Genomic DNA, 19881 nt, shown 5'->3' with positions numbered 1-19881 from the left:
GAGCGACCTGTGCCGGTCCGGAGCGACACTGAGTGCCGGAAGGGGCGCGCGGAGGCGCTCCAGGGGTCGGTGAGTGCCGGACGGGCGTCAGGCGCCGGCGAGGCAGCTGGGGCCGAACGCCGCCTTGAGGTCGCCGTAGAGCGCGCTCGAGCGCGAGACGCGGAACTCGTCGCCCAGGCGCATCGTGACCGGATCACCGGAGCCGGTGAGGACCATGCGCACCTCGACCGAGCCGGGGTGAGACCGCAGGATCCCCTTGATCTCCTCGACCATGGGCGGGTTGACCCGTGCCGCCGGCAGCGTGATGGCGACGGGCGAGGTGTCCACGACGTTGAGGTTCGGCACGCGCAGCTCGACCGCGGAGAACTGCAGCCCGCCATCGCCGCGCTCGCGGGCGCGCACGCGAATGGTCAGCACGGCGTCCTCGGCCAGGTCGCGGGCGTAGGTCTCGTAGGTCTTGCCGAAGAACGAGATCTCGGTCTCGCCCGTGAGGTCCTCGAGCACCACGATCGCGTACGCGTTGCCAGACTTGGCGACGCGGCGGTCCACGCGCGTCACGAGTCCCGCGAACGCCACCTGCTCGCCCTCCCGCACGCCATTCGCGGGGGTCGCGTTGAGGATCTGGTGCGAGGCCTCGGAGCGGATCACATGATCGAGTCCGGACAGCGGATGGTCGGAGACGTACAGGCCCAGCATGTCGCGCTCGAGGTTGAGCTTGGTCTTCTTGTCCCACTCCTCGAGCTCGGGCACCGAGACCGTGACGCCGCCGCCCAGGTCCGCGTCGCCGCCGAACAGGTCGAACTGCCCGGTCGCCTCTTGACGCTTGACGCCCACGACGGAATCGATCGCCTGCTCGTGGATCGCGTTGAGCGCCCTCCGCGAGTAGCCCATCGAGTCGAACGCGCCGGCCTTGATCAGCGAGTCGATGGTGCGCTTGTTGCACACCGTCGCCGGCACCTTGTCGAGGAAGTCCTGGAAGGACGTGAACGCGCCCTTCTCCGCGCGGGCCTTGACGATCTCCGCGACCACGTTCGAGCCCACGTTGCGCACCGCGGTGAGCCCGAACCGGACGTCGGTGCCCACGGCGCTGAAGAACGCGATCGACTCGTTCACATCCGGAGGCAGCACGGTGATGCCCATGCGGCGGCACTCGGCGAGGTACAGCGCGGACTTGTCCTTGTCCGTGCCCACCGACGTGAGCAGCGCCGCCATGAACTCGGTCGGATAGTGCGCCTTGAGGTACGCGGTCCAGAAGGAGAGCACCCCGTAGGCAGCGGTGTGCGCCTTGTTGAAGGCGTAGTCGGCGAACGGGAGCATGGTGTCCCACAGCGCCTTGACCGCGCCGTCCGAGTAGCCGTTGGCCTTCATACCGGCCTCGAAGGGCTCGAACTCCTTGTCGAGGATCTCCTTCTTCTTCTTGCCCATGGCGCGACGCAGCAGGTCCGCCGCTCCCAGCGTGTAGCCGGCGACGATCTGCGCGATGCGCTGCACCTGCTCCTGGTACACGATCAGGCCGTACGTGATCCCCAAGACCTCCCGGAGCGGCTCGTCGAGCTCCGGATGGATGGGTGCGATGGGCTGGCGGCCGTTCTTGCGCTCCGCGTAGTTGGTGTGGGAGTTCATGCCCATGGGGCCCGGGCGGTACAGCGCGAGCACCGCGGAGATGTCCTCGAAGCTGTCGGGCTTCATCTGCCGCAGCAGCGAGCGCATGGCCGTGCCGTCGAGCTGGAACACGCCCAGGGTGTCGCCGCGCCCCAGCAGCTCGAACGTCTTCTCGTCCGCCAGCTCGAGCTCCTCGAGCACCAGCGGGGCCTTGCCGTTGTGCTCGATGTTGTAGAGCGCATCGTCCAGGATCGTGAGGTTCCTGAGCCCCAGGAAGTCCATCTTGACCAGGCCCAGACCCTCGCAGGTCGGGTAGTCGAACTGCGTGATGACCGCGCCGTCCTGCTCGCGGCGCATGATCGGGATGATGTCGATCAGCGGGTCGCTCGACATGATGACGCCCGCGGCGTGCACGCCCCACTGGCGCTTCAGGCCCTCGAGCCCCTGCGCGAGCTCCATGACCTGCTGCGCCTCGGGGTCGGTCTCGAGGTGCTGACGGAAGTCGCCGCCCTCGTTGTAGCGCTCGTGCTTGGGGTCGAAGATCCCCGACAGCGGCATGTCGCGCCCCTGCTGGGCCTCGGGGTAGAGCTTCGTGAGCTGCTCGCCCACCGCGAAGGGCTTGCCGAGCACGCGCGCGGCGTCCTTCAGGGCCTGCTTGGCCTTGATGGTGCCGTAGGTCGCGATCATCGCGACCTTCTCCTCGCCGTACTTGTCGGTGACGTACTTGATCACCTCGCCGCGCCGGCGCTCGTCGAAGTCGATGTCGAAGTCGGGCTTGGACTCGCGCTCCGGGTTGAGGAAGCGCTCGAAGTACAGCTGGTGGACGATCGGGTCGAGGTCCGTGATCTTCATCGCGTACGCGGCCATCGAACCGGCACCGGAGCCACGTCCCGGCCCCACGCGAATGCCCTGCTCCTTGGACCACTTGATGAAGTCCGCGACCACGAGGAAGTAGCCGGGGTAGCCCTTCCCGGTGATGACCTCGATCTCCATGTTGGCGCGCTCCTGCACCTCCGACGGGATGGTCTCCCCAAAGCGCTCGTGCAGGCCGCGCTGGACCTCCTTGATGAACCACGAGGTCTCGTCCTCGCCCGCGGGGACGTCGTAGACCGGCATGTAGTCGGCCTTGGTGTTGAACTCGACCTCGCACTTCTCCGCGATCTCGAGCGTCGAGTCGCACGCCTCCGGCAGCTCGCGCCAGAGCTCGCGCATCTCTGCGGCCGACTTCAGGTAGTAGCCGTCGCCGTTGAACGCGAAGCGCTTGCCGCCCTGCTCATAGGTGGGCTCGTTGAGGTTGGACCCCGACTGCACGCACAGCAGCGCCTCATGCGCGACGGAGTCCTCCTTCTTGACGTAGTGAGAGTCGTTCGTCGCGACCAGCGGCGCGCCCAGCTGATGAGCCAGCCGCAGCAGGTCCTCGCGCACGCGCTTCTCGAGGTCCAGGCCGTGGTCCATGAGCTCGACGTAGAAGTTCTCCGCGCCGAAGATGTCCTGGAACTCGCCGGCCGCCTTGAGGGCCTCGTCGTATTGGCCCAGCCGCAGGCGGGTCTGCACCTCGCCCGACGGGCAGCCGGTGGTCGCGATGATCCCCTGCGAGTAGTTCTGCAGCAGCTCGCGGTCCATGCGCGGCTTGTGGAACTGCCCCTCGAGGGACGCGTACGACGACATCCGGAACAGGTTGTGCATGCCCGCGGTGTTCGCGGCCCACATGGTCATGTGGGTGTACGCGCCGCCCGCGGAGACGTCGTCGGACTCCTGGCCCCGCTCGCCCCAGCGCACGCGCGTCTTGTCGCGGCGCGCGGTGCCCGGCGTCAGGTACGCCTCGACGCCCACGATGGGCTTCACGCCGTGCTGCTGACCCTTGGACCAGAAGTCGTAGGCACCAAAGATGTAGCCGTGGTCCGTGGTCGCGAGCGCGGTCTGCCCCAGCTCCTTCGCGTGCGTGAACAGGTCGTCCAGCCTCGCCGCACCGTCCAGCATCGAGTACTCGGTGTGGACGTGAAGGTGGACGAAGTCACTGCCGGGCATGGCCACGATTCTAGGACCGCCCACTGACGTCACGACCCAGGTCCCCTGAACTGCGAACCACTTTTTTCGCGACACGCTGGGACACCACGGCCGATGCGCGGTCGGGCTCGGCGTGTCGCCGGTTTCCGGGTTCGCAGTCAAGGGGGCGAGGGTGGTGTCGCGGAGGCCGCGACGCTTGGGACAATGGCACCCGTGAGCTCACCGTCCCCCCGCCCTGACGACGCCAGGCGCAGCGCCGATGCGCGTGGCGGCAGCCGCGGACGTCGCCGCAGCAAGGGCAATGGGCAGGGCAAGGGCGGCGGGCAGCGCAGGGGCCACGACCCTCACCGCCGGGTGAGCACGCGCGAGCTGGAGGCGGCGCGCCGATCGCGCGAGGCCGTCGAGGTGCCGCCCATCGAGTACCCGCCGCAGCTCCCCGTCAGCGCGAGCCGCGACCGCATCGCCGAGGCCGTTCGCGACCACCAGGTCGTGATCGTCGCGGGCGAGACCGGATCCGGCAAGACCACACAGCTGCCCAAGATCGCCCTGGAGCTGGGGCGAGGGCGAGCAGGCCAGATCGGCCACACGCAGCCTCGCCGCATCGCCGCGCGCTCGGTCGCGGACCGCATTGCGGAGGAACTCGGCACCACTCTGGGCGAGATCGTCGGCTACCAGGTGCGCTTCACCGACCAGAGTTCCGAGAATACGCTCGTCAAGGTCATGACGGACGGCATCCTGCTCGCGCAGATTCAGCGCGATCCGGACCTGCTCGCCTACGACACCCTGATCATCGACGAGGCCCACGAGCGCAGCCTCAACATCGACTTCCTGCTCGGCTACCTCACGAACCTGCTGCCGCGGCGGCCCGACCTCAAGGTGATCATCACCTCGGCGACTATCGACTCCGAGCGCTTCGCGCGGCACTTCGCGCCGGGCGGACCCCTGCCACCGCTGCAAGCCGAGGACGTCGAGAACCCGGCCGCCGCATCGGCCGAACCGACGGCACCTGTCATTGAGGTGACCGGACGCACGTACCCCGTCGAGATCGTCTACCGCCCGCTCGAGGGCGACGCGCGGGGTGAGGAGAAGGACCAGGCGACGGCGATCGTGGACGCGTGCGACGAGCTGCTGCAGGTCATCGACGGCGACATCCTGGTGTTCCTCGCGGGCGAGCGCGACATTCGGGACGCCGCGGACGCGCTCGAGTCGTTCCTGGGCCCGCGCGCCCGCGACCCGCGCCACCCGCAGGCCGTCGAGCTCCTGCCGCTCTACAGCCGGCTGTCCGCGGCCGAGCAGCACCGCGTGTTCGAGCGCCACTCGCGCCGCCGCATCGTGCTGGCCACGAACGTCGCCGAGACCTCGCTGACCGTGCCGGGGATCCACGCCGTCGTGGACCCGGGCAACGCGCGCATCTCGCGCTACTCCAAGGCGACCAAGGTGCAGCGGCTGCCCATCGAGCCGGTGTCGCAGGCGAGCGCCAACCAGCGCTCGGGGCGCGCGGGACGCCTCGCGGACGGCATCGCGATCCGGCTGTATTCGGAGGAGGACTTCGAGGGGCGGCCGGCGTTCACCGAGCCGGAGATCCTGCGCACGTCGCTGGCCTCGGTGCTGCTGCAGATGATCGCCGTGGGCGTGGTCGCGAGCCCGGACGACGTCGCCGCCTTCCCGTTCGTCGAGCCGCCGGACACCCGAGCGATCCGCGACGGCGTGCAGCTCCTCACGGAACTGGGCGCGATCGAGGTCCGCGATGGCCGCACCCGGCTGACGGCGACGGGTCGGGCGCTCTCGCGGCTGCCGATGGACCCGCGTCAGGCCCGCATGATCGTCGAGGGCCAGCGTCACGGGGTGGCGCGGGACGTGGCGATCATCGCCGCGGCCCTCAGCATCCAGGACCCGCGGGAGCGGCCTGCGGACGAGCGCGAGAAGGCCGATGCGCTGCACCGGCGCTTCGCGGATCCGGGCTCGGACCTGCTCGCGTACCTCAACCTCTGGGAGTACGTGCGCGAGCAGCGTCACGAGCTCTCCAGCAGCGCCTTTCGACGCCTGTGCAAGGCCGAGCACCTCAACTTCCTGCGCATCCGCGAGTGGCAGGACGTGGTCGAGCAGATCCGGCAGACGGCGAAGCCGCTGGGGATCGAGATGGCGCGCAGGCGAGCCCAGCGCTCGGGCGACCTGTCCCCTGATAGCGAGACACATCGCTATGTGTGGGACGCGGACGCGATTCACCGCTCGGTCCTGGCGGGCCTGCTCTCCCAGGTGGGCATGCAGGAGGCGGGAGAGCCCAAGGCCTCCCAGTTCTCCCACCTGCGCGGCGGCCAGCGCGAGGCGGCAATGCGCCGCGCCAAGAAGCAGGCGCGCAACGAGTACCTGGGCGCGCGCGGCGCGCGCTTCGCGATCTTCCCCGGCTCTCCCCTGTCGAAGAAGCCGCCGGCGTTCGTCATGGCGGCGGAACTGGTCGAGACGAGCCGGCTGTGGGCCCGTGACGTCGCCGCGATCAAGCCCGAGTGGGCCGAGGAGCTCGCGGGCGACCTCGCCAAGCGCACCTACTCGGATCCGCACTGGTCCAAGCGGCGTGGCGCCGCCGTCGCGACGGAGAAGGTGCTGCTCTACGGGGTGCCGATCGTCGCGGACAGGACCGTGCTGTGGGGGCGCATCCGCCCCGAGGAGGCGCGCGACCTGTTCATCCGGCACGCGCTGGTCGAGGGCGAGTGGGACACGCATCACCGCTTCTGGAAGGACAATCAGCGGCTGATCGCCGAGGCCGAGGACCTCGAGGCTCGGTCCCGGACGCGGGGCCTGCTCGCGGATGACGAGGCGCTGTTCGCGTTCTACGACGAGCGGATCCCGGACTCGGTGGTCTCCCAGCGTCACTTCGACCGCTGGTGGAAGGACGAGCGCCGCCGCTCACCCGAGCTCCTCCATCTCTCGCTCGACACGGTCGCGCCCGAGCACGAGGACGTCGACACGTCGCAGTTCCCCGAGGCCTGGCCGCAGGGCGACCTCGAGCTGGCGCTGACCTACCAGTTCGAGCCCGGCACGGACGCGGACGGCATCACGGTCCACGTCCCGATCGCGGTGCTGCCCCGGGTGGTGCCCGACGGCTTCGACTGGATGGTGGCTGGCATGGCCGACGAGCTCGCGACGGCCACGATTCGTGCTCTGCCCAAGACGGTGCGGCGCCTGCTCGTGCCCGCCCCGGACACCGCGCGCGACGTGATCGCCTGGCTGGATCGCGAGACCCCCACCTGGCAGGACATGGCGCGCGCGGGAGACATGGCCGAGCCGTACCGCGAGGCCTTCGCCCGAGCAGTGCTGCAGGTCAAGGGCGTCGAGATCCCGCCCGAGGCCTGGGACGGCGTCGACGAGCGCCTGCCGTCGCACCTGAGGGTGACGTTCCGCGTGGAGGACGCCGATGGCGCCACGCTCGACGAGTCCACGGACCTCGTGCGGCTGCAGCGCACGCATGCGCCCGCCTCGCAGAGCGCCGTCGCCAGTGCGGTCGCGCGCACGCCGGCGCTGCGGCGCCAGTCGGGACCGGAGACCGGCGCTGCGACGGCCCCGGCAGACCCGAACTCCCAGGTGGCGGTCGTGAGTCACGCGATCTCCGAGGCGGACGCCCTCGACACGTGGCCCGACCTGCCCGGCGGCGCCCTGCCGGACGAGGTCGCGGGAGAGGTGGGCGGCGCGGCTGTGCGCGGCTACCCGTCTCTTGTCGATGAGGGGGGCACCGTCGCGCTGAGAGTTCTCGCGGACGCGACCGCGCGCACGGCCCAGCACGCGGCGGGAGTGACCCGCCTGCTCGCCCACGAGTGCGCGCTCCCGGTGAAGCGCGTGACCACGCGATGGTCGGGCCAGCAGGCGCTCACGCTCAGCGCATCGCCGTATCGCTCCACCGCGGCGCTGGTCGACGCGCTGCAGCACACTGCGGTCAGGTCGCTGGTCGGCGAGGACGCAGGTCAAGCACGGGACGCCGATGCGTACGCGGAGTTGCGTACGCGGGTGCGGTCGGGGATCGAGGACGAGACGCTCCGTGTCGCCGAGCAGGTCGCCGATGCGCTGGCGGCGTACCGCGACCTCGACAGCGCGCTGTCGGGCTCGACCTCGCTCGCGCTGCTCGCGGTGGTCGCGGACATCCGCCATCAGGCCGATGCGCTCATCGGCGGCGGCTTCCTGTCCCGTACCCCGCTCGAGCGGCTGGGGCACCTGCCGCGGTACTTGCGTGCCGCATCGGCCCGGCTCGAGAAGGCGCAGTCCGATCCGAACCGCGACGCCGCCCAGCTGTGGCAGGTGCGGGAGATCACCGACCAGGTCACGACGGTGCGCGAGGCCTACGAGGCCGGGCGCCCCGATCCCGATCGCGCGGCCCGGCTCGAGCACGCGCGGTGGATGCTCGAGGAGCTGCGCGTGTCGCTGTTCGCTCAGCAGTGGGGCACATCGGAGCCCGTGAGCGAGCAGCGCATCAGGAAGGAACTGGCATGACGCGCACCCCCGCGTGGCTCTTCTGGAGCGAGATCGTGGCCGCGAGTCTGGGCCTGGCGGCCGTCGCGTGGGCGCTCCTCACCGAGACCGGGGGCGTCCTCCACGGTCACCCGGCGTATCTGGTGATGCTCGCAGTCACGGCTCTCGTGGCGGTCACCGTCATCGTGCTGTCGATCATGCGCCGCAGGAGTCGCCCCGGCTGGCGCCGCGGACTGCGGGGCATCGCGGTGGTGCTCGGGCTGCTGTGGGTGCTGTCCGTGGCGTGGCTCCGTCCGTTCACCGCGATCTCGCCCGCTCTCGAGGCGATGGAGGACGGCGGCGCGGTTGCGGTCTCCGAGACCGCGACGGCCATCGTGCTGGAGCCCGTCGGCGACCCCTCACCGGTGGGCGTGTTCTTCCAGCCGGGTGCTCTCGTCGATGCGCGCGCCTACGCCGCCGTGCTGCGGCCGCTCGCCGAGGGTGGCCACACGGTCGTGATCCCCAAACAACCGCTCGGCATCGCCTTCTTCGCGACCGGTGCCTTCGACTCCGCGCGTGAGGCCCACCCCGACGTGAACGCGTGGGTCGCCGGGGGCCACTCGCTGGGCGGCGTGGTCGCGACAATCTCCGCAGACGCTGCCGACGCCGACGCCACGGCCCCTGCGGTGGGACTGCTGCTGTTCGGCTCCTACCCCGCCGGCGATGTGAGCGGCACTCTGGAGACCGCCGTCGAATCCATTTCCGGCACCCGCGATGGGCTGTCGACCCCGGAGGACATCGAGGCATCGCGTGCGAACCTCCCCGAGGACGCCCAGTTCACCGTCATCGAGGGTGCGAGCCACGCGCAGTTCGGCGACTACGGGCCGCAGCCCGGCGACGGCGAGCCGCTCATCTCCGACGACGAGGCGCGTTCTCAGATCTCCGCCGCTGCCGTGGCCTTCGTGGACCGGATCGCGGCTGCGCTGGAGCCCTGACCCGGACCGGGCCGCGCTAGTCCCGCAGCCGCTCCAGAGCGGACGCCAGGTCCTCGGGATACTCAGACCGCACCCGCACCTCGCCGCCGCGGGTGGGGTGTTCGAAGGCCAGCTCGTGCGCGTGCAGCCACTGCCGCGACAGCCCCAGGCGCTTGGCGAGCGTCGGGTCCGCGCCATAGGTGAGGTCGCCCGCGAGCGGGTGCCGCATCGCCGCCATGTGCACCCGGATCTGGTGGGTGCGACCCGTCTCGAGGTGGATCTCGAGCAGCGAGGCCGCCGGGAACATCTCGAGCGTCTCGTAGTGCGTGATCGACGGCTTGCCGTCCTGCGTCACGGCGAACTTCCAGTCCGATGTGGGATGCCGGCCGATGGGCGCGTCGATGGTGCCCGCCGTCGGATCCAGGTGTCCCTGCGCGACCGCGTGGTAGATCTTCTCGACCGTGCGCTCCTTGAACGCCGCCTTGAGTGCCGAGTAGGCGGGCACGGACTTCGCCACCACCATGAGGCCGGAGGTGCCCACATCGAGGCGGTGCACGATCCCCTGGCGCTCTGCTGGCCCCGCCGCGGCGAGGGTCACACCGGCAGACGCGAGCCCGCCCACCACCGAAGGCCCGGTCCAGCCCGGCGACGGGTGCGCGGCCACGCCGACGGGCTTGTCCACCACCACGAGGTCCTCGTCCTCATAGCGCAGCTGCAGCCCGCCAGGGATCTCGGGCTCCGGGGGCGCCTCGCGCTCGTCCGGCAGGTCCACGGCGAGAATCCCGTCGGACACGCGGTCCGACTTGCCCAGGGCGCGCCCATCGAGCGCCACCAGCCCCGCGGACAGCAGCTCGGCGGCCTTCGTTCGTGACAGTCCCAGCACCCGGGCGAGTGCCGCATCGGCCCTGTCGCCGACCACCGCGTCGGGAACGGGCAGATACCTGGTGTCAGCCACGGGGCTCGTCGCCCGAGTTGGGCGACGGCACCGCGGGAGCCGTCGTCACGGGGTCATCCGTCGCAGCCTGAGGGTCCGGCATGTCATCGGCAGACGCGTCGCCGCCGGCACCAGGCCGGGGCGCCAGGATCGGCTTGTGCATGAACGACATGATCAGCACGGCGATCGCAGCGCCCACGATCGCGATGTCCGCGACGTTGCCCACGAACCAGCCGTTGTAGTTGATCATGTCGACCACGTGGCCCTGCCCGAACGACGGGTCACGGAAGAGCCGGTCGATGAGGTTGCCGATCGCGCCGCCCAGACCGATGCCGAACAGCCACACGGCGGCGGTGCTCTGGGCGCGGCGGGCGTAGTAGACGATGCCCACGGTCACGACGAGCGCGATGATCGTCATCACCCAGGTGTAGCCGTCACCGAGCGAGAACGCCGCGCCCGAGTTGAAGACCAGCTGGATGGACAGGAAGTCGCCCAGCACCTCGTGCTGCTCGTACGGAACGAGGGCTTCGAGAGCCCACTGCTTGGTGGCCTGATCGACCACCACCACGGCGAGGGCGACCAACCAGATGGCTGGTCGCCAGGTCAACGACGCTCCTCGCGCTGCTTGCAGGTGACGCAGTGCGTCGCGCGGGGGAACGCCTGGAGGCGCGCCTTGCCGATGCCCTCGTTGCACACCTGGCACTTGCCGTAGGTGCCGTTCTTGACGCGACGCAGGGCGTCCACGCTCTGCTCGAGCATGTCGCGCGTGTTGTTGACGATCGACATCTCCTGCTCGCGCTCGAGAGCGGTCGAGCCGGCGTCGGCCTGGTCGTCGCCCGCACCCTCCGAAGTGTGGAGCAGGTCGTCGAGGTCGTGCTCGGCGCCGTGGAACTCCTGCACCAGGCGCTCGACGTCGGAATTCAGCGTCTTGACGATCGCGCGGAGCTCCGCGACCTTCCACGGCTCGTCCCCGTCACGCACCGGCAGGCGCTTGGCGTCGGACGCCTTGAGCTCCGCCGGGTCGACGACCACGATCGTCACGTCTGTGCTGGTCATGCCACATCCTCAGTTTCTGGGTAGTGACGTGAGACTAATCCTGTTTCGCCTGCTTCGCAAAGCGCCACGCCACCTGGTACGCGCCCAGGAGGCGCGCATTCACGGTCGAATCGTTGTCAGCGCTGCTCGGCGTCGCCCTCGGACTCGGCGCCGAAGGACTGAGCGACGTTGCTCTGAGGCGTGTACGCGGACTGGCCCCACGGTGCGGGAGCCTCCTCCTCGGCCGATTCCTCGGCGGCCTCGTCCGCCTCGCCGGCATCGCCCGAGTCCTGCGGACGCACCTGAGACCAGGGGCTGTCGGCAGCCTGGGGAGCGTCGGCCGCATCGGCCGTCTCCTGTGCCGATGCCGCGGAGGCCAGGGACGCCGCCGAGACGTCCGAGGCGACGGAGTCAGCACCGCCGAACCCGCTGTCGAACGCCGGGGCCGCGGCGCCCGCGGGCTCCGCCTTCGCGCCGTGGTCCAGGTCGCCCAGGAGGTTCTCGAGGTAGCTCTTGAGGCGCGCACGGTAGTCGCGCTCGAAGCGGCGCAGGTCGTCGATCTTGCGCTCGAGATCGCCGCGCTCCGTCGCGAGCAGGTCCATGCGGTCCTTCGCGTCCGTCTCGGCCTGCTCCACGATCGACTCGGCCTTGGTCTTGGCCTCCTCGACCAGGCGGTCGCGCTCCTCCTCGCCCGCGTGCACGTACTCGTCGTGCAGCTTCTGGGCCATGGCGAGCATGCCCGTGGCGCTCGGGGGCGTCGGGTCGGTCGCGGCGGCGAGCAGGCCACCCTCCATCGACGGCTCCGACTCGGGCGCCGAGGGCTGCGACGGCGTCACCGGGGCGCCGGCCTGCGCCTGCGCGAGGCGCTGGGCGAGGTCGTCGCGCTCCGCGGTGAGCGACTGAATGGTGTGCGCAACCTCATCGAGGAAGTCGTCGACCTCGTCCTGGTCGAAGCCCTCGCGGTACTTGGTCTTGGAGAACGCCTTGTTCAGAACGTCTTCTGCCGAAAGCAGTGCCATGTGCGAACCACCTCTTGTATCCGTGCGACGGGGATCACACCCGGCGCGTCCATTCGGTCACTCTACTCATTCGTCGTTATCGGCACGACGTGAGCAAATCTCAAGCGACCGGCGTCAGGAGAGCATGTACCCCAGGTAGCCCAGGAAGCTGTACAGCAGCGAGCAGCCGAAGAACAGCACCAGGAACGCGATGTCGAGCCGGATCTGGCCCAGCTGGAGCGGGGGGATCACCTTGCGCAGCGCCTTGAGCGGCGGGTCCGTGATGCTGAACACGGACTCCGTCAGCACGAGCACGATGCCTTCCGGGCGCCAGTCGCGCGCGAAGGACACCACAAGGCTCAGGATGACGCGCCCGAACAGCACGATCATGAACAGGAACAGCGCGAAGCGCAGTGCGCCGATGACAATCTCCACGCAGCGAGCCTAACCGAGGCTAGCGTCCGTTGAAGAACTCGCTCTCCTGCGGCTCCGGCTTCTCGACGTCCATGCCGATCTCCACGTGCGCCGGCGACAGCAGGAACACCGAGGTCGTCACGCGCTCGATCGAGCCGTGCAGACCGAACGAAAGGCCGGCCGAGAAGTCGACCAGACGCTTCGCGTCGGCCTCGGACATCTCGGTCAGGTTCATGATGACGGGCACGCCCTGGCGGAAGGCCTCGCCGATCAGCCGCGCGTCGTTGTAGGTGCGGGGCTTGATGGTCTGGATGCGACGCAGGTCGTTCGCGGACATGTGGGCCGCGGGCGTGCGCTGCCGCTCGGCACGCGCGGCCTTGGACGGCGCCTCGTGCTTCTCGCGAACCTCCGACATGTCGTGGATGTTCGTGACGGGCGCGAGCTCGTCGTCCGCGTAGTCGTACTCCTCGTGCTGGCTCACGTCGAAGCCGAGGTACTGAATGGCCTTGCGCATCGCGCTCATCGGGAGCTCCTTCGAAGGTATCGCTGTCGGTTCAACGGTAGGTTGCCCGGCGCCGGGACCGCCGGAGCGACACGCCGGGCAGGCCCGGCGTTCACTGCAGAGGGCCGATGCGCGGGCCGGGTCGCGCACGTCGGTGGCATCACTCGCACACGACCACCCCGGCGAAGCGCCCGGTCACGCCTTCGCCGCGATGCGAGAACAGCTCGGGGTCCTCGGCCGTGCACACCCGGGAGCGCACGACCTGGTCGAAGCCCAGCTGGGCGAGCCGCGCCTCGATGGCGCGCGAGATGTCCAGCGCGGCCGTGCCGTGCCGCGTGGTGGCCATCGCGCTCGGGTGGCGCGCGCCGACCCGCGCGCGCAGGTCCTCGGGCACCTCGTAGCACTGGCCGCAGATGGTCGGGCCAATCGACGCACTCAGCTCCCCCGGCGTCCGCCATCCGCCGCGGATGTCGAGGAGCTCGGCGACGGCGGCGTCGATGACGCCCGCGAAGAGCCCTTCCCGTCCCGCGTGGATGGCCGCGACGGCGCCGGTCGCCTCGTCGTGCATCAGCACCGGCGCGCAGTCCGCCGCGATCGCCGCCACGGCGACGCCGGGAACGCTGGTGACCAGCGCATCGGCCGCCGGCGGTGCCTGGTCGAAGCCGTGGACGCGCGCGACGGTGATGCCGTGCTGCGCGCGCAGGAACGTCACGGGCGTGCCCGCGCGCTCGGACACGATCGCACGGTTGAGCGCGACCGCCTCCGGCGCGTCACCCACGTGATCGGCGACGTTCAGCGACGCGTAGGGCGCCTCGCTGACGCCGCCGTCTCGGGTGGTGAAGAACGCCCGGACGCGGAGCCCGGCGTCGATCACCGCCGGGTTACCGGAGGAACTCGGGGACGTCCAGCGTGTCGGACTCCTTCGACACCGCGGTCACCTCGATCGCGTCGGTCTGGGGAGCGGGCTCGTCGTCCACGTCGATGGGCTGAGGCACCGGGGCGGACGAGGCCTCGACCGGAGCCTTGATGGGCTCCTTCTCCTCGGCGGCGGGGGTGTCGCGCGCGCCATCGATGGTGCCCAGCGCGCCGGTGTGCTTGCGGACCGTGGGAGAGCCGCCGTCGAAGCCGGCCGCGATCACGGTGATGCGCAGCTCGTCGCCCAGCGAATCGTCGATGACGGTTCCGAAGATGATGTTCGCCTCAGCGTGCGCGGCCTCGCGCACCAGGCGAGCGGCCGTCTCGACCTCCTTGATGCCCAGGTTCGAACCGCCGGCGATCGACAGCAGCACGCCGTGCGCTCCCTCGATCGAGGCCTCGAGCAGCGGCGACGAGATCGCGCCCTCCGCGGCCTCGAGCGCGCGCTTCTCGCCTCGCGACGAGCTCACGCCCATGAGCGCCGTGCCGGCGCCCTGCATGACGGACTTGACGTCATTGAAGTCGACGTTGATGAGGCCCGGCGTCGTGATGAGGTCGGTGATGCCCTGCACGCCGCCCTGCAGCACCTGGTCGGCCGCCGCGAACGCGCCGAGGATCGACAGCTCCGCGTCGTTGATGTCGAGCAGGCGGTCGTTCGGGATGACGATGAGGGTGTCGACCTCTTCGCGCAGCTTCTGGATGCCGGCGTCGGCCTGGTCCGCGCGGCGGCGACCCTCGAAGCCGAACGGCCGCGTCACCACGCCCACAGTCAGGGCGCCCAGGCCGCGGGCGATGCGCGCGACGACCGGCGCGCCGCCGGTGCCGGTGCCGCCGCCCTCGCCTGCGGTGACGAAGACCATGTCGGCGCCCTTGAGGCCCTCGGCGATCTCGTCCTCGTGGTCCTCCGCCGCCTGGCGGCCCACCTCCGGGTCCGCGCCGGCGCCCAGGCCGCGCGTGAGCTCGCGACCGATGTCGAGCTTCACGTCCGCGTCGGACATGAGCAGCGCCTGAGCATCGGTGTTGATCGCGATGAATTCGGCGCCCTTGAGGCCCACGTCGATCATGCGGTTGACGGCGTTGACGCCGCCGCCGCCCACGCCGACGACCTTGATGGCGGTGATGTAGTTCTGCGGTGCGGCCATGAGCCCTCTCCCAACCTTAACCTTCAACTTGAAGGTTATAGTTATGTCAACTTCTTCCACGCACGACGGTACGGCCGCGCCTCAGCAATTCGCGTCAGGCGCGCGCGTGTCGCGCGGATAATCTCGGCGCGCGTTCGAGGTGCGCGCCGATGATCGCGTCGCCGTGGTCAGTGCAACACACGGCTGCGGCACGAGTGACTCGTGTGACACGTGTGCTGTCACATGCGCCCCACTGGCCCCTGGCGCCGCAGCTGTGTGTGCGGAGGCACGTCTCGAGGGCCGGGGAAGCCGTCAACTGACCGTCGGCAGCGTGGGCGCGGACACGTCGATGAGCTCGGCGTCCCCCGCCTCCTGGAGCAGCACCGCGAGCACCTCGGCCTTGAGCGCGGATTCCTCCGCGCTCCCCCACTCCACGCGCGGGCCGTCGCGCAGCACGAACTGAATCGAGTCCTCGGTGCTCGCCTCGATGTCCTGGACCCGGTCGCGCATCGCGACGGGCAACTGGTCGATCACGCTGATGACGCCGTCGAGGATGCGGGTGTCCTCCGCGTCGAGGGGCACGTTGACCACCGGCAGGTCGTCCGGCGCCTCGGCTCCCTCATCGACCTGGACCCCGCGCTCGTCGAGCATGACGTAGGTGCCGTCCGCGAGCGGAATCGCGGCGACCGGCTCGGCGGACGTCAGCGTCACGCGCAGACCCGACGGCCACACGCGTTCGACCCGCGCCTCCTTCACCCCCGCGAGCGCCTCGATCTGATGCTCGACGTGGCCGGTGTTGAGCAGCGCGACGGACGTCCCGGCGTGCTCCGCGACGATCTCCTCGATGGCCGCGGGGTCCACCACAGTGCCATAGCCGGACGCCTCGACCTTCTCCAGGTCGAGCGCGAAGACCGGCGACAGCAGCAGCACCCACACGCCCGCGAGGCCCACTCCCCCGATCGCCAGACGCTTGACCCACCTCGCGGTGAGCAGGCGGCGGTTCGCGCTGCGACGCTCGCGCAGCCGGTCCTGCATGCGGGTCGTGACGGTCGACGGCGTCGCGGCCACCTTCGCCCACGGAGTCGCGACGGTGCCCGTGCGCGGCTGCGCAGGAGTCGAGGGCTTCGCGGGCGAGGACGCGGCCGATGCACCCCACCGGCCGCGCGACACCGTCGCCAGAGCGCGGTTCAGGGGGCCCGCCGATGCGGCGGCAGCCTTCGACGTGGATGCAGCGACCGACCTCGACGACGGCTTCGACGCAGCCTTCGACACCGGCTTCGAGACGGGTCTCGAGGCCGCCTTCGAGGTGCCCGTCGTCCCGGACCTGGGCGCCGCGGCACGGGTCGGCGTGGTCGAGCTGCGAGGCGCGCCGCGGCCGGTGGTGCGGTGCTTGCTGGATCGCGGCGGGGTGCGCGCATCGGTCGTCTGCGTGCTCGCGTTCCGCGCCGGCGCCGCCGGACGCGGGGGCCGCGACGGCGACGCGGGCCTGCGGTCAGCCATCGTCGCCCCCGCGCAGCGCGGCGAGGATCCAGTCGGCGGCGAGCGTGACCGTGCCCGAGCCCACGGTCATCACCTGCGACCCGGGACGTGCGAGCGCTGCCGCGACGGCAGCCGCCTGCTCGAGATCCTCGACCACCTGGGCCGTGGACCCGGCGGGCACGTGCATGAGCTCGAGGATCGAGTCCGAGGTCACGCCGGGAATGGGGTCCTCGCGGTCGCCGTGGACGCCCGCGATCACGACATCCGCGTTCTCCACGGACAGCGCATCGGCGAAGTTCTGGGCGTGCAGCTGCGTGCGCGTGAACAAGGCGGGCTGGAACAGCACCACGAGGTGCTCCTGCCCCGCCGCACGCGCCGCCGCGAGGACGGCCGCCACCTCCGTCGGGTGGTGCGCGTAGTCGTCCACGACCCGCACGCCCGACTCCTCGCCGCGCAGCTGGTACCTTCTGCCCGTGCCGGCGAAGGTCGTGAAGGCGCGTGCCGCATCGGCCGGATCCGCACCCATGGCGACCGCGGCGGCCCAGGCCGCCGCGGCGTTGAGCCGCTGGTGCGCGCCGGGAATCGGCACCTCCAACGCGAGCGAAGTGGATCCATTGCGCTCGCCTAGGCCCTTAGACGAGCGAAATGGGCCCATTTCGCTCGGGACGGAGAGGTCGGTCGGGGTGACGATGACGTCCGCCTCGGACGTTCCGTACGTGATGACGCGCACGCCTGCGCGACGCGCCTCCTCGGCGATGCGCGCGACGGTGGCGTCCTCGACGCACGCGACGAGCACCGGGCACTCGAGGGCAAACTCGAGGAACGCCTTCTCGAGCGCGTCGACGTCTCCGTAGTGGTCGAGGTGATCCGGCTCGATGTTCAGCAGGATCCCGACCTCGGGGTGGTAGCGCAGGAACGAGCCGTCGGACTCGTCGGCCTCCACGACGCCGATGCCCGCCGAGCCCGCGTACCCGCCGGCCACCGCGCCTTCGACCCCGAACACCCGCGCGCCCACGGCGAAGGACGCGTCGATGCCGCTCGCGTGCAGCACGTGGGCGACCATCGCAGACGTCGTCGTCTTGCCGTGCGAACCCGCGACCGCGATGAGCCGGTCGTTCTCGAGTGCGTACACGAGAGCCTCGGAGCGATGCAGAACGGGGATCCCCAGCTCCTGGGCGCGCACCAGCTCGGGGTTGGTCGCGCGCACGGCCGTGGAGATCACCACCGCGTCCGCGCCGTCGACGATCGCGGCGTCGTGGCCGATGCGCACGTCCATGCCTGCGTCGCGCAGCGCGAGGAAGTACGCGGACTCCCGCTGATCGGTGCCGGTCACGGCGATGCCGCGGGCGGCCACGAGCCGCGCGACAGCGGACATGCCGGATCCGCCGACGCCGATGAAGTGCATCCGCCCGCTCACAGCACCGCCCCGCTCACAGCGCGTCCTCGATCATCGCCGCCAGCCGCGCGGCGCCGTCCCGGATCGCGATCCTGTCGGTCGCGCCGCGCATCGAGGCGGCGGCCTCGTGGTCGAGCAGCATGCGCTCGGCCCCGGCGACGATCGCGTCCCCGGTCAGCTCGGCGTCGTCGACGATGGTCGCCGCGCCCGCGTTAGCGGCCGGGCGGGCGTTGTCGGCCTGCTCGCCATTGCCGTGCGGCAGCGGCACGTACATCGCGGGCAGCCCCAGGGCGGTCACCTCGCACACCGTCGCAGCCCCCGCGCGGCACACGACCGCGCCGGCGGCCGCGAGCGCGCACGCCATGTCGTGGCTGTACTCCTCGACCTTGTAGCGATCGCGCACGCCTGCCGGCAGGTCGCCGTGGACGCGCCACGCGTCGTCGGCCTTGCCCCGGCCCGTGAGGTGCCACACGTGCACGCCGTGCTCGACCAGTTGCGGCACCGCCTCGGTCATCGCGGCATTGAGGCTCGCCGCCCCGAGCGAACCGCCGGTCACGAGCAGCACCGGGGCCTCGGAGGACCACCCGGCGGCCTCGCGGGCCGCGCCGCGCGCAGCAGCGCCGCTCGACTCCTCCGCGAGCGTGCGCGCGAGCTCTCCGATCTCGGGGCGCAGAGGCAGGCCCGTGACGGTGGCCCCGCGCAGCGGCGTGCCCGGGAAGGTCACGGCCACGTGGGGCGTCATGCGCGCGCCGAGCCGGTTCGCGATCCCGGGCCGTGCGTTCGCCTCGTGCACGATGATCGGCACCTTCGCGCGGCGGGCGGCGAGATACGCCGGGGTCGACACATACCCGCCGAAGCCGACCACGGCATCGGCTCCGGTGGTCTCGATCGCGGCCGATGCGGCGGCGACGGCCGCACGCAGGTTCCCCGGCAGGCGGAGCAGATCGCCAGAGGGGCGCCGCGGCATCGGCACCTTGGGCACCGTGTGGAGGGCGACGCCGGCGCGCGGCACGAGGTCGTGCTCCAGGCCTTCCTCGGTTCCGAGCGCCGCCACGGCGTGACCGCGCGAGGCGAGCTCCGCGGCGGTCGCGAGCAGTGGATTCACGTGGCCGGCGGTTCCGCCGCCGGCCAGCAGGAAGGACCTAGCCACGGCGGCTCCGGGCGATCACGGCGAAGGACCGTCGCACCACGGACGGGCGCGCGGCGAAGGCCTCGGGCGCTCCCGGTTCCCGGCGGGCGTAGGCCATCAGCACGCCGATGGCGGCGAGGGAGACGATGAGGGACGACCCGCCCGAGGACACGAGCGGCAGCGGCACGCCGGTAACGGGCGCAAGGCCCACCACGACGGCGATGTTGATGCACGCCTGGCCCACGATCCATGCCCCGATCGCGGCGGCGGAGATCTGCACGAACGGGTCCTTGTGCCGCGACACGAGCCGGTTGACGGCGACGATGATCATGCCGAAGGCGACCAGCATCAGGAGCGTGCCGACCAGGCCGTACTCCTCGCCGATGATCGAGAAGATGAAGTCCGAGTCCGCGACGGGCAGGTATCCCCACTTCTCGCGGCTCATGCCGGGACCCAGCCCCCACAGCCCGCCGGACGCGAGCGCCCACGTGCCGTGGATGGTCTGCTGGCACTCGCCCAGCGGGTCCGTGCACAGCTCGGGGTTGAGCCACAGCTGGATACGGCCGGTCCTCGTGGTGCCCTGCGTGAGCAGGTAGGCGATCCCGGCGGCCGCGATCACGCCGCCACCCAGGAAGAACCTCACGGGGAGACCGGCGACCCAGTAGGCCGCCGCGACCATGAGAGTGATCACGAGCGCCGTTCCCATGTCCCTGCCGGCGAGCACGAGGCCCAGGACGATCAGCGCGGCGATGCCGCCGGGGACCATCACCCGGTGCAGCGTCGTGAGCTCGCGGCGGAAGGTCGCCAGGACGACGCCGAGGAACAGCGCGAGGCCCAACTTCGCGACCTCGGACGGCTGGAACGTGACCGGGCCCACCTTGATCCAGTTGCGGTTGCCGCCCGACGCGGTTCCGGCCACCATCACGAGCGCCAGCAGG

At 70.8% G+C, this 19881-nt stretch carries 15 protein-coding genes; 2 read left to right on the top strand and 13 right to left on the bottom strand.

The genetic code is table 11. The features are described 5' to 3' along the window. Positions 1-87: 87 nt before the first annotated feature. Entirely contained in the window at positions 88-3630 is a 3543-nt protein-coding gene (gene dnaE, locus QZ483_RS01945; protein WP_297081300.1) for a DNA polymerase III subunit alpha, read from the bottom strand. Between the two features lie 333 nt (positions 3631-3963). Between dnaE and hrpA the strand changes: the two genes are divergently transcribed. Together hrpA and QZ483_RS01935 are read left to right on the top strand one after the other, a co-directional pair. Continuing rightward, the gene (hrpA, locus tag QZ483_RS01940; protein WP_297081313.1) at positions 3964-8088 is read left to right on the top strand and encodes an ATP-dependent RNA helicase HrpA; all 4125 of its coding nucleotides are present in this window, start codon (positions 3964-3966) and stop codon (positions 8086-8088) included. Next, positions 8085-9041, top strand: a complete 957-nt coding sequence (locus QZ483_RS01935) for an alpha/beta hydrolase (RefSeq protein WP_297081299.1) — start codon at positions 8085-8087, stop codon at positions 9039-9041. Before hrpA ends, QZ483_RS01935 begins: the two co-directional genes overlap by 4 nt. Positions 9042-9057: 16 nt before the next feature. Here QZ483_RS01935 and QZ483_RS01930 read toward each other — a convergent pair whose 3' ends face one another. The 12 genes from QZ483_RS01930 to QZ483_RS01875 form a co-directional block, all read right to left on the bottom strand. Further along, positions 9058-9975: an RluA family pseudouridine synthase gene (locus tag QZ483_RS01930; protein WP_297081298.1), complete on the bottom strand. Its 918-nt coding sequence runs from the start codon at positions 9973-9975 to the stop codon at positions 9058-9060. Then, positions 9968-10561 carry a signal peptidase II gene (lspA, locus tag QZ483_RS01925; protein ID WP_297081297.1) on the bottom strand — a complete coding sequence of 198 codons (594 nt, stop codon included), beginning with the start codon at positions 10559-10561 and terminating at the stop codon, positions 9968-9970. The genes QZ483_RS01930 and lspA overlap by 8 nt, the downstream gene beginning before the upstream one ends. Then, a complete protein-coding gene (locus QZ483_RS01920; protein ID WP_297081296.1) occupies positions 10558-11010 on the bottom strand; it encodes a TraR/DksA C4-type zinc finger protein in 453 nt (150 codons plus the stop codon). Before QZ483_RS01920 ends, lspA begins: the two co-directional genes overlap by 4 nt. A 116-nt stretch (positions 11011-11126) precedes the next feature. Next, complete coding sequence (locus tag QZ483_RS01915) at positions 11127-12008, bottom strand: DivIVA domain-containing protein (protein WP_297081295.1); 882 nt, start codon at positions 12006-12008, stop codon at positions 11127-11129. Between the two features lie 114 nt (positions 12009-12122). Next, positions 12123-12422: a YggT family protein gene (locus QZ483_RS01910; protein ID WP_297081294.1), complete on the bottom strand. Its 300-nt coding sequence runs from the start codon at positions 12420-12422 to the stop codon at positions 12123-12125. 19 nt (positions 12423-12441) lie between these two features. Continuing rightward, positions 12442-12924: a cell division protein SepF gene (locus tag QZ483_RS01905; RefSeq protein ID WP_297081293.1), complete on the bottom strand. Its 483-nt coding sequence runs from the start codon at positions 12922-12924 to the stop codon at positions 12442-12444. 139 nt (positions 12925-13063) lie between these two features. Continuing rightward, positions 13064-13777 carry a polyphenol oxidase family protein gene (locus QZ483_RS01900; RefSeq protein ID WP_297081292.1) on the bottom strand — a complete coding sequence of 238 codons (714 nt, stop codon included), beginning with the start codon at positions 13775-13777 and terminating at the stop codon, positions 13064-13066. A gap of 7 nt (positions 13778-13784) precedes the next feature. Continuing rightward, positions 13785-14960, bottom strand: coding sequence for a cell division protein FtsZ (gene ftsZ / locus QZ483_RS01895; protein WP_297081291.1), 1176 nt, complete (start codon positions 14958-14960; stop codon positions 13785-13787). Positions 14961-15251: 291 nt separating this feature from the next. After that, entirely contained in the window at positions 15252-16211 is a 960-nt protein-coding gene (locus QZ483_RS01890) for a cell division protein FtsQ/DivIB (protein ID WP_297081290.1), read from the bottom strand. Between the two features lie 220 nt (positions 16212-16431). After that, the gene (gene murC, locus QZ483_RS01885; RefSeq protein WP_297081289.1) at positions 16432-17793 is read right to left on the bottom strand and encodes a UDP-N-acetylmuramate--L-alanine ligase; all 1362 of its coding nucleotides are present in this window, start codon (positions 17791-17793) and stop codon (positions 16432-16434) included. Between the two features lie 55 nt (positions 17794-17848). After that, a complete protein-coding gene (locus QZ483_RS01880) occupies positions 17849-18964 on the bottom strand; it encodes a glycosyltransferase (RefSeq protein ID WP_297081288.1) in 1116 nt (371 codons plus the stop codon). Beyond that, positions 18957-19881 (bottom strand): FtsW/RodA/SpoVE family cell cycle protein (locus tag QZ483_RS01875; protein ID WP_297081287.1); only part of this gene is annotated, 925 nt, incomplete at its 5' end. The genes QZ483_RS01880 and QZ483_RS01875, both read right to left, overlap by 8 nt.

The sequence above is a fragment of the uncultured Demequina sp. genome (assembly GCF_913055775.1).
Taxonomy (GTDB): domain Bacteria; phylum Actinomycetota; class Actinomycetes; order Actinomycetales; family Demequinaceae; genus Demequina.
The sequence above is the reverse complement of the archived record's forward strand: the minus strand, read 5'-3'. Positions and strand labels throughout refer to the sequence as shown.